Raw genomic sequence first — 9,716 nt, 5'->3', positions numbered from 1 at the left:
AAAGTCAGTTGATGCGGGAAAGGCGTAGCGTCAAAACACTTGACGTTTACGTCAACGTCCGGTTCTTTGGCGGAACAGAACGACCGGGAGAAGGGCAGGTGAAGGCATGACCATCCTCTATGACGAAGGCCAGCAGGCGATCGCGATCGAATCGCGGCGCGCATTGGAAGCGCGGGTCGGCAAGGACGCACTGCTGCCGCTTCTCGAAACCGTCGGTGAATATCATCGTCCCTTCTGGGACACCGCGAAGGAACAGGGCTGGACCGCCCTCGCCCTTCCCGAAGCCCATGGCGGTTTGGACCTTGGATTGATCGAACTGGGTCTGATCGCGCATCAGGCGGGGCGCAGCATTAGCGGCGCACCGTTTCTGACGTCGAGTTTCGGCGCCGCCAAGGCGATCGAGCTTTTCGGCTCCGATGCGCAAAAGGCGCGCTGGCTGCCCGGACTGGCGAGCGGCGAGACCATCGGCGCCATCGCCTTTGCGGCGGGCCCGGACGCCCTTCCCGCTCGCCCCGATGTAACCTGTACCGGCGACCGGCTCGACGGCACCGCACGCGGCGTTTCGGCGGGGCTCGCAGCGGATGTCGCCATCGTCTATGCGAATGGCCCCGGCATGCCCGTGCTCGCACTGGTCGAACTCGCCGGGGCGCAGCGCTCGGCCGTTCCCAGCTTCGACAATAGCCGGCTGATCGCCGACATCGGCTTTTCGGGCGTACCGGCCGAAACACTCGCGGTGGGCAGCACGGCGCGTGGCGCGGCGCTCCACATATTGGCATTGCAAGCCGTCGTCACCGCGCATGAGCAGACCGGCGGCGCCGAGGCGCTGATGGAAATCGCGCGCGACTATGCGTTGACGCGCAAGGCGTTCGGCCAGCCGATCGGAGCCTTCCAGTCGGTGAAGCATCGCATTGCCGAACTCTATGGCCTTGTCGAACTGGCGCGCGCGAACTGCATCCACGCTGCGGCGCGCGAAGGTGCAGCCGATTTCATCACCGCCGCCGCGGCCGCGCGCCTGTCGGCGACCGAGGCCTATGACACCGCCGCGCGCGATTGCATCCAGATCCACGGCGGCATCGGCGTGACCTGGGAAATCGGGCTGCATCTTCACATGCGCCGCGCGCGCAGTCTGGCGATCGAACAGGGCAGCAGCCTGTTCTGGGAAGATGTGCTTGTCGATCAACTCGCGGGAGAAGCGGCGTGAGCGATCTCGAAGCCTATCGCGCCAAAGCGGCGGCCTGGCTGCAATCGGTCGCGCCGACTTTTGGCCGCGATGCGCGCAAGGGGCTGTCCGAAGCCGATGATCTCGCGCTTGGTCGCCGGTATCAGAAGGCGAAGTTCGATGCGGGTTATGCCGGGATCAACTGGCCGACCGAATATGGCGGCCAGGGGCTCAGCCATCTCGAAAAGGTGACCTTTGACGCCGAGGAAATGAAGCACGGCTTCCCGAGCTTCTACTTCGGCATCTCGCTTGGCATGCCCGTGCCCGTTCTGATGCAGTTCGGCCCCGACAAGGAATTCGTCAAGGAGCGCGTGCTGAAGGCGTTGCAGGGCGAAGAAATCTGGTGCCAGCTCTTTTCCGAACCCTCGGGCGGATCGGATCTTGCAGGCCTGCGCACCAAGGCCGAGCCCGACGGCAACGGGTGGAGGATCAACGGGCAGAAGGTGTGGACGAGCTGGGCGCATTATAGCGACTATGGCGTCATCGTCGTGCGCACTGACCCGACCGTCGCGAAGCACAAGGGCCTGACCTATTTCTGGGTCGACATGAGGGCGCCGGGCGTCACTGTCCGCCCGATCAAGCTCGCGGGCGGCGACAGTCACGTCAACGAAGTCTTCTTCGACGATGTGAAGATCACCGACGATCACCGCATGTCGCCGGTTGGCGGCGGCTTCGCGGTCGCGATCGCGACGCTGATGATCGAACGCTATGTCGCGACCGACAGTGCCGGCTTCGGCCCGCATCTCGACCTGTTCGTCGAACTGGCGAAGGATGTTCAACTGAACGGTCGCCCGGCGATCGAGGACGGGCGAATCCGCCAGCAAATCGCGCGCAACCATGCGATGCGGTCGGGGCTCGATTCGATCAACGTGCGCGCACGGCTGATGATGCAGGCGGGGATGGTGCCGGGGCCTGAAGGCTCGCTTAACAAGTTGGTCGCGGTGCGTTCGCGCCAGAAATTGTCGGAGCTTGCGCTCGACCTACAAGGCAGCGACGCCTTCCTTTTCGACAAGCATGCCTCGCAGAAAGAGGATTGGGCGTCGAGCTGGATCAACGCGCCGACGGGCCGCATCGCGGGCGGGTCGGACGAGACGTTGCTCAACACGATTGCCGAAAAGGTCCTCGGATTGCCGCAGGATCATCGGCCCGACAAGGGCATCCCGTTCAACCAGATTCCCGCCTGAGGAGCCTCCCCATGAAAATCGATTCCACTGTTTCAGCAGTCGTCACCGGTGGCGCATCGGGGCTCGGCCGCGCGACCGCCGAAGCCCTCGCCGCGTCGGGGGTGAGGGTCGCCATTTTCGACATCAACGACGCGCTGGGCGAAGAGGTCGCGGCGTCGATCGGCGGATTGTTCGTCCATGTCGACATCACCGACGAACAGTCGGTGCTCGACGGCTATGCCAAGGCGCGCGCGGCGCATGGGCAGGAGCGCGTGTGCGTCCATTGCGCGATGACCTCGCGCCGCGGCAAGACGCTCGCTTATGACAAGGAAACCGGCGGCTATCGCCGTACCCCGACCGCCGACTATGCCTTTGGCGTCGAGGGAATATTGACCGCGAGCTATCGCGTCGCATCGATCTCGGCCGAAGGCATGGCGAGCCTCCCCGAAATGGAAGACGGCGAACGCGGTGCGATCGTGCTCACCGCCTCGGTTGCGGCGCAGGACGGCCAGATCGGTCAGGTGATTTATGGTTCGGCAAAGGCCGGTGTGAACGGCCTCGTACTGCCGATGGCGCGCGACCTGATGGACCTCGGCATCCGCGTCAATTCGATCATGCCCGGCGTGTTCGGCACGCCGCTCCTCAACAATATGAACCCGAAGGTGAAGGAGAGCCTCGAAGCCTCTGTCCCCTTCCCCAAGCGGCTCGGCAAGGCCGAGGAATATGCGAGCCTCGCAATGGAGATGGTTCGCAACACCTATTTCAACGGGCAGGCGGTGCGCCTCGACGGCGCGATCCGCATGGCCCCCCGCTGAGCAACCCGACGAACTGCTTTTCAATCAACTCACGATCTTCGAAGCTCTTCCACGAAAGGACATCACTATGGCCGAGGCCTATATCATCGACGCCGTTCGCACCCCGCGCGGGGTCGGCAAGCCCGGCAAGGGCGCGCTGTCGCATCTGCATCCGCAGCATCTTGCCGCAACGGTGCTCGCCGCGATCCGCGACCGCAACAATCTCGACACCGCGACCGTCGACGACATCGTCTGGTCGACGTCGAGCCAGAACGGCAAGCAGGGCGGCGACCTTGGCCGCATGGCGGCGCTGTCGGCAGGCTATGACACCAAGGCCAGCGGCACGACGCTCGATCGCTTCTGCGGCGGCGGCATCAGCTCGGTCAACTTCGCCGCCGCGAGCGTGATGAGCGGCATGGAAGATTGCGTTATCGCCGGCGGGACCGAGATGATGAGCTACACGACCGCCTATGCCGCCGAACAGGCGAATGCGGGCCTGCCGCAGCGTCTGATGGGTTCGGGTCATGAAGCGCTCGACGAAATCCACCCGCAATCGCACCAAGGCGTGTGCGGCGACGCGATCGCGACGATCGAGGGCATCAGCCGCGAAGACCTCGACGCGCTTGCGCTCGTCAGCCAGCAGCGCGCCGACCGCGCGATCAAGGAAGGCCGCTTCAACAAGTCGGTCGTGCCGGTCCTGAACACCGACGGCAGCGTCGCGCTCGACCATGAGGAATTTCCGCGCCCCGAAACGACCGCCGAGGGGCTTGCTTCGCTGAAGCCGGCCTTCACCGGCCTTGCCGATTTCGACCTTGGCGGCGGCTTCACCTTCCGCAAGCAAATCAACCGCCGCTATCCCGATGTCGAGATCCAGCACTTCCACCACGCCGGCAATTCGTCGGGCGTCGTCGACGGCGCGGCCGCGCTGCTGCTGACCTCGAAGGATTACGCCGACAAGCATGGTCTGAAGCCGCGCGCGCGCGTCGTCGCCTATGCCAATATCGGCGATGATCCGACGCTGATGCTCAACGCCCCGGTCCCGGCGGCGAAGAAGGTGCTCGAAAAGGCTGGCCTGACGAAGGACGACATCGACGTCTGGGAGATCAACGAAGCCTTCTCGGTCGTCGCCGAAAAGTTCATCCGCGACCTCGATCTCGACCGCGAAAAGGTCAACATCAACGGCGGCGCGATGGCGCTCGGGCACCCGATCGGCGCGACGGGTTCGATCCTGATCGGCACCGCGCTCGACGAACTCGAACGCTCGGGCGGCCGCTATGGCCTCGTCACCATGTGCGCCGCCGGCGGCATGGCGCCCGCGATCATCATCGAACGCATCTGAGGAACAGGAGAGCATCATGACCGGGCCGCTGAAGGGTATCAGGATCATCGAGTTTGCCGGGATCGGTCCGGGCCCCTTCTGCGGCATGATGCTCGCCGACCATGGCGCCGAGGTGATCCGGATCGATCGTCCCGGCGGCTTCATGGACCCGCGCGACCCGCTGAGCCGCAACCGCACCTCGATCGTGCTCGACATGAAGGATCCCGAAGCGGTGCAGATCGCACGCGATCTCTGCAAAAGCGCCGACGGGATCATCGAAGGCTACCGGCCCGGGGTGATGGAGCGACTCGGGCTTGGCCCCGAGGTGCTGCTCGCGGACAATCCGAAGCTCGTCTACGGCCGGATGACCGGCTGGGGGCAGTTCGGACCCTATGCGCAAGCCGCGGGACACGACATCAACTATATCTCGCTCTCGGGTGTCCTTCACGGCATCGGGCGCGCGGGCGAGAAGCCCGTGCCCCCGGCGAACTATGTCGGCGATTTCGGCGGTGGCGGAATGATGCTCGCGTTCGGCATGTCGAGCGCGCTCGTCCACGCCGCGCGCACGGGCGAGGGCCAGGTGATCGACTGCGCGATGACCGATGGCTCGGCGCTGCTCGCGGGCATGAGCTGGTGGTTCCACGCCGCCGGGCGATTGCAGGATCAGGCGGGCGTCAACATGCTCGACGGCGGTGCGCATTTCTATGACAGCTATGCCTGCGCCGATGGCAAGTTCATCTCGATCGGGTCGATCGAACCGCAATTCTATGCGTTGCTGCGCGAGAAGACCGGACTCACGGACGACGCCGATTTCGACGCACAGATGGACCCCGCGCAATGGGGGCCGCTGAAGGAAAAACTCACCGCCCTGTTCGCCACGAAAACGCGTGACGAATGGTGCGCGATCATGGAAATGACCGACGTCTGTTTCGCGCCGATCCTGTCGCTGAGCGAAGCACCGCAGCATCCGCACAATGTCGAGCGCGAAACCTTCCTGACGGTCGGCGGCGCGGTCCAGCCGGCGCCCGCCCCGCGCTATTCGGCGACGATCAACGACACGCCGCGCCCAGCACCTGTGGTCGGCGGTGACAGCGATGCTGTACTGGCAGGGCTCGGCTATGATGCGGGCAAGATTGCGGCGCTCCGCGAAGGTGGTGCGGTCCGCTAGGATTCAGGCGCCGCGCGCCGTCATAACTTCCCACAGGCCGCGCCCGCCGAAACCCGCGACCTGACGCCCGAGGACTTGCGCCCAATGGGCGTCATTTCCATCTTCTCCACGCCAACGCATCAGCGGGATGGTGACGCGGTGAAGGTCATATTCTTCGGTAAAGCCGATCGCGCCGTGGACCTGATGCGCAATCGCCGTGACGACACCGACCGCGCGATTGGCGCGCAGCTTTGCCGCAGCAATTTCAAAATCCGCGGTCGACGGGTCGCGTCCGACGGCATCGAGCCGCGCGGCCAGCGCCGCCGCCGCCGCCTCGACCGCACGCACTTCGCACGCCATCACCGCGAGCGATTGCTGCACCGCCTGAAACTTGCCGAGCGGGCGGCCGAACTGCTGGCGCATGTTCACATGCTCGATCGACAAGGCGAGTGCCTGCCCCATCGCGCCCGCCATCAGGCTGACGGTCGCGGCGGCGCGAAGCCCGTCATCGACATCGGACAATATGAGCCCGGCAACTGGCAGGTCGGGCACTATCACCCCCGCGATCTGCAGCACCGCGTCGACGTCCCCCCAATCGCCGCCGAAGCCGCCCTCGGCTTCGGGGACCAGCAACAGGGCAAAGCCTGCCTCTTCGACCGGCGCGATATCGTCCGCCACGGCGAAGACCGCACGCGCGGTGTCGCACAGCATGTCGCGCGCGGCGCTCATCGCAAACCCAATCCGCGCGCGATGATCCCGCGGATCACCTCGCGTGTTCCGCCGCGCAGCGAGAAACTGGGTGAAGCGATGAGCAATGCGCGAAGCAGCTTCGCGAGGTCATTCTCGTCATTCCAGCCGCAATCGACGATCGCCTGCACGCGTCGCGGCATGTCCTGTTCAAAGGCATTGCCGAGTTCCTTGACCACCGAAGCCTCGACCATCGGGTCTTCGCCGGCGGCGAGCTTCGCCGCAGTCGACATCGAAAGCTGTCGTAGCGCCCACATTTCGGCGGCGAGTTCGCCGATCAATGATGCGATTGCGTGATCGGGATCCGGCCCCGCCATATCGATCAGCGCGACCAGCAGTGCGTGGCTCGAAAGGTAGCGCTCCGGCCCCGAGCGTTCGAGCCCGAGTTCAGCGGTGACTTGCTGCCACCCCTGCCCCCGCTCGCCGACGAGGGCGCCGTGCGGGACGAGCACATCGTCGAAGAAGACCTCGTTGAAGTCGTGATGGCCCGCCATGTCGATGATCGGGCGGATCGTGATGCCGGGCGTGTCGAGGTCGATGAGCAGCTGGCTGAGCCCCGCATTACGCTCGCTCCCCTCTTCGGTGCGGACGAGCGCGAGCATGATGTGCGAGAAATGCGCGCCGGTGGTCCAGATCTTCTGGCCGTTGATGCGCCAGCCCTCGGCGGTCTCGCGCGCCGTCGTCCGCACCGCCGCGAGATCCGAACCAGCGCCCGGCTCCGAAAGGCCGATACAGGCGTAGAGTTCGCCTTTCGCGATGCCCGGCAGATAACGCTCGCGCTGTTCCTCGCTTCCGTAACGCAGGATCAGTGGTCCGGTCTGCCGATCGGCAATCCAGTGCGCGCCGACCGGCGCACCCGCCGCGAGCAATTCCTCGATCACTACATAGCGTTCGAGCGGATGCCGGTCGCCGCCCCCATAGCGCGCCGGCAGCGTCATCCCGACATAGCCGGCGGCGCCCAGACGGCGGCTGAAATCGGCATCGAAACTCGCCCAGCAATTGGCGCGTTCGACGACGTCGCCGCGCGGCTGATGCCCGGCGAGCCATGCCCGCAATTTGGCACGCAGCGCACCGACATCGCCCGGCGGATCGAATGGATAGAGCGCAAAGCCTTGCATGTCGCACCAGCCATGCAATAGCTTTGGTTAGGCAGCAAAGGATAATTGAAGATGGGCGAATTTCTGAGTGTCGAACGGCGGGGCAAGATCGCGATCCTGACGATGATCAAGCCCGAGAGCATGAACGCGATCGGTACCCACGAAGATTGCCAGGACATCATCGACACGCTCCGCACCCTCGGCGACGACCGTGGCGTCAGCGCGATCATCCTGACCGGCAGCGGCAAGGCGTTCAGCGCCGGCGGCAACCTCAAGGGCATGCAGGACCGCACCGGCATCGGCGTGCTCGATCAGCCCGATTCCACCCGCGCCAATTACCGCAAGGGTGTGCAGGCGGTGATCCGCGCGCTGATGGATTGCGAGGTGCCGATGATCGCCGCGGTCAACGGGCATGCGATCGGGCTCGGCTGCGACCTTGCCTGCACCTGCGACATTCGCATCGCGGCCGAGAGCGCGAAGTTCGCGTGCAGTTTCATCAAGGTCGGAATCGTGCCCGGCGACGGCGGGGCGTGGCTGCTGCAGAAGGTGCTGGGCTATCCGCGCGCCGCCGAACTGTTTCTGACCGGCGACCGCTTTGACGCCGCGCAGGCAAAGGAATATGGTCTGGTGACGGACGTCGTGCCCGACGCCGAGTTGCTCGACCGTGCGATCGCCATTGCCGAGCGGATCGTCTGCAACCCGCCCCGCGCGCTGCGTCTGACGAAACGCCTGCTCCGCGAGGCGCAGCACAGCCGGATGAGCGATATTTTGGAGTTGAGTGCGGCCTATCAGGCGATCGTCCACGAAACCGCGGACAACCGCGAAGCGATCAACGCTTTCGTCGAAAAGCGGCCGCCGGTGTTTACAGGAGAATGACGATGATTGCCGAGCGTGTCCTGCCATTGGCCGGCATCCACAACTTCCGCGACTATGGCGGCTATGCCGTCGAAGGCGGAGGACGGCTGCGCGACGGTACGCTGTGGCGCTCGGCGCATCACGAGGCGGCGAGCGACGAGGATCTTGCCGCGCTCGACCGGCTCGGGCTGGAAACGGTGATCGACCTGCGCGGCGACGACGAGCGCGAATTGCATCCGTGTCGGCGCAGCGAGACATTCTCGGCCCGCGTGCTGTTTGCGGGCGGGATCACGGCGGGGCTGGCGCCGCACCTGCAAGCCGCGGGCGGGACGATCGACGTCGAGACGGCCCGCGAGCGGATGATCGATACCTATGCCGGCATGCCCTATCGTCCGGCGCTCGTCGCAACGCTGCGCCTCTACCTTTCGGCGCTCGCCGAATATGATGCGCCGAGCCTCGTTCACTGCGTCGCAGGCAAGGACCGGACGGGCTTTGCCGTCGCGATCGTCCATCGGCTGCTCGGCGTCCACGAAGACGATCTGATGCAGGATTATCTCCTCACCAACACCGCGGGCAAGATCGAGGAGCGCATTGCGCAGGGCGCGGCGCATATCCGCTCGCGCTATGGCGCCGAAATCCACGAAGACGCGATCCGCGCGCTGATGTCGGTGAACCCCGCCTATCTCGACGCCGCACTCGCCACGGTGCGCCGCGACCATGGCGATATCCCGACCTATGCCGAGGCAGTGCTGAATTTCACCCCCGACATGCGCGAAGCTCTGACCGATCGGCTGGTGGTATAAGGGCCTATTGGCCCCGCACCAACACCCCGCCCTTCACCACCGCGTCGACGCTTTCAAGCTGGCGCACGTCAGCGAGCGGATCGCCGTCGACCGCGACGATGTCGGCGTAGCGACCAACCGCAATCGCGCCGACGTCCTTTTCGCGCCCGAGCGCCTCGGCGGCGTTTTTCGTCGCGGCTTGGATCGCCTGCAGCGGGGTCATCCCGTATTCGACCATGACGCGAAACTGCCTGCCGACCTCGCCGTGCGGCATCACGCCGGCGTCGGAGCCGAAGACCATGCGGACCCCGGCCTTTACCGCCTTGCGGAAATTGTCGCGCTGGATCTGGGCGACCTCGCGATCCTTGCGGAGGTTATCTTCGAGCACGCCATTCTTCGCACCTTCGGCCTGCGTATATTCGGTGTTGTAGATATCCATCGAAAACCACACCGGCCGCCCCCGCGCGAGCGCCATGCGAATGCCCTCGTCGTCGACCAGGCTGACATGCTCGATCGTATCGATTCCGGCGGCAATCGCAGCGCGGATGCCCGCCGCGCCATGCGCGTGTGCGGCGACGCGGAGCCCCCATTGAT

Annotated in this window: 10 protein-coding genes; 7 read left to right on the top strand and 3 right to left on the bottom strand. The window is 65.2% G+C overall.

Annotated elements, in window-relative coordinates:
• Positions 1 to 106: 106 nt before the first annotated feature.
• The 5 genes from VGD20_RS07120 (at position 107) to VGD20_RS07100 (ending at position 5,662) form a co-directional block, all read left to right on the top strand.
• The gene (locus VGD20_RS07120; protein ID WP_331133786.1) at positions 107 to 1,201 is read left to right on the top strand and encodes an acyl-CoA dehydrogenase family protein; all 1,095 of its coding nucleotides are present in this window, start codon (positions 107 to 109) and stop codon (positions 1,199 to 1,201) included.
• Positions 1,198 to 2,403: an acyl-CoA dehydrogenase family protein gene (locus VGD20_RS07115; RefSeq protein WP_331133785.1), complete on the top strand. Its 1,206-nt coding sequence runs from the start codon at positions 1,198 to 1,200 to the stop codon at positions 2,401 to 2,403. The genes VGD20_RS07120 and VGD20_RS07115 overlap by 4 nt, the downstream gene beginning before the upstream one ends.
• Positions 2,404 to 2,414: 11 nt before the next feature.
• Complete coding sequence (locus VGD20_RS07110; RefSeq protein WP_331133784.1) at positions 2,415 to 3,197, top strand: SDR family NAD(P)-dependent oxidoreductase; 783 nt, start codon at positions 2,415 to 2,417, stop codon at positions 3,195 to 3,197.
• Positions 3,198 to 3,264: 67 nt separating this feature from the next.
• Positions 3,265 to 4,515 (top strand): acetyl-CoA C-acetyltransferase, encoded by a 1,251-nt coding sequence (locus tag VGD20_RS07105; RefSeq protein ID WP_331133783.1) that lies wholly within the window; start codon positions 3,265 to 3,267, stop codon positions 4,513 to 4,515.
• A gap of 16 nt (positions 4,516 to 4,531) precedes the next feature.
• The gene (locus VGD20_RS07100; protein WP_331133782.1) at positions 4,532 to 5,662 is read left to right on the top strand and encodes a CaiB/BaiF CoA-transferase family protein; all 1,131 of its coding nucleotides are present in this window, start codon (positions 4,532 to 4,534) and stop codon (positions 5,660 to 5,662) included.
• 3 nt (positions 5,663 to 5,665) lie between these two features.
• Here the strand turns inward: VGD20_RS07100 and VGD20_RS07095 are convergent, their stop codons facing one another.
• Both VGD20_RS07095 and VGD20_RS07090 read right to left on the bottom strand, forming a co-directional pair.
• A complete protein-coding gene (locus VGD20_RS07095) occupies positions 5,666 to 6,370 on the bottom strand; it encodes an acyl-CoA dehydrogenase family protein (RefSeq protein WP_331133781.1) in 705 nt (234 codons plus the stop codon).
• A complete protein-coding gene (locus VGD20_RS07090) occupies positions 6,367 to 7,506 on the bottom strand; it encodes an acyl-CoA dehydrogenase family protein (protein ID WP_331133780.1) in 1,140 nt (379 codons plus the stop codon). Before VGD20_RS07090 ends, VGD20_RS07095 begins: the two co-directional genes overlap by 4 nt.
• A 51-nt stretch (positions 7,507 to 7,557) precedes the next feature.
• On the opposite strand from VGD20_RS07090, the gene VGD20_RS07085 reads away from it, so the two are divergent.
• Entirely contained in the window at positions 7,558 to 8,361 is an 804-nt protein-coding gene (locus tag VGD20_RS07085) for a crotonase/enoyl-CoA hydratase family protein (protein ID WP_331133779.1), read from the top strand.
• Positions 8,358 to 9,143 carry a tyrosine-protein phosphatase gene (locus VGD20_RS07080; protein WP_331133778.1) on the top strand — a complete coding sequence of 262 codons (786 nt, stop codon included), beginning with the start codon at positions 8,358 to 8,360 and terminating at the stop codon, positions 9,141 to 9,143. The genes VGD20_RS07085 and VGD20_RS07080 overlap by 4 nt, the downstream gene beginning before the upstream one ends.
• Before the next feature lie 4 nt (positions 9,144 to 9,147).
• On the opposite strand, the gene VGD20_RS07075 is transcribed toward VGD20_RS07080, so the two are convergent.
• A partial coding sequence (locus VGD20_RS07075; RefSeq protein ID WP_331133777.1) for an amidohydrolase family protein occupies positions 9,148 to 9,716 on the bottom strand: 569 nt, incomplete at its 5' end.

The sequence above is a fragment of the Sphingopyxis sp. genome (assembly GCF_036402335.1).
Classification (GTDB): Bacteria; Pseudomonadota; Alphaproteobacteria; order Sphingomonadales; family Sphingomonadaceae; genus Sphingopyxis.
Note: the sequence above shows the minus strand (reverse complement) of the source record. Positions and strands in the feature narration are given on the sequence as shown.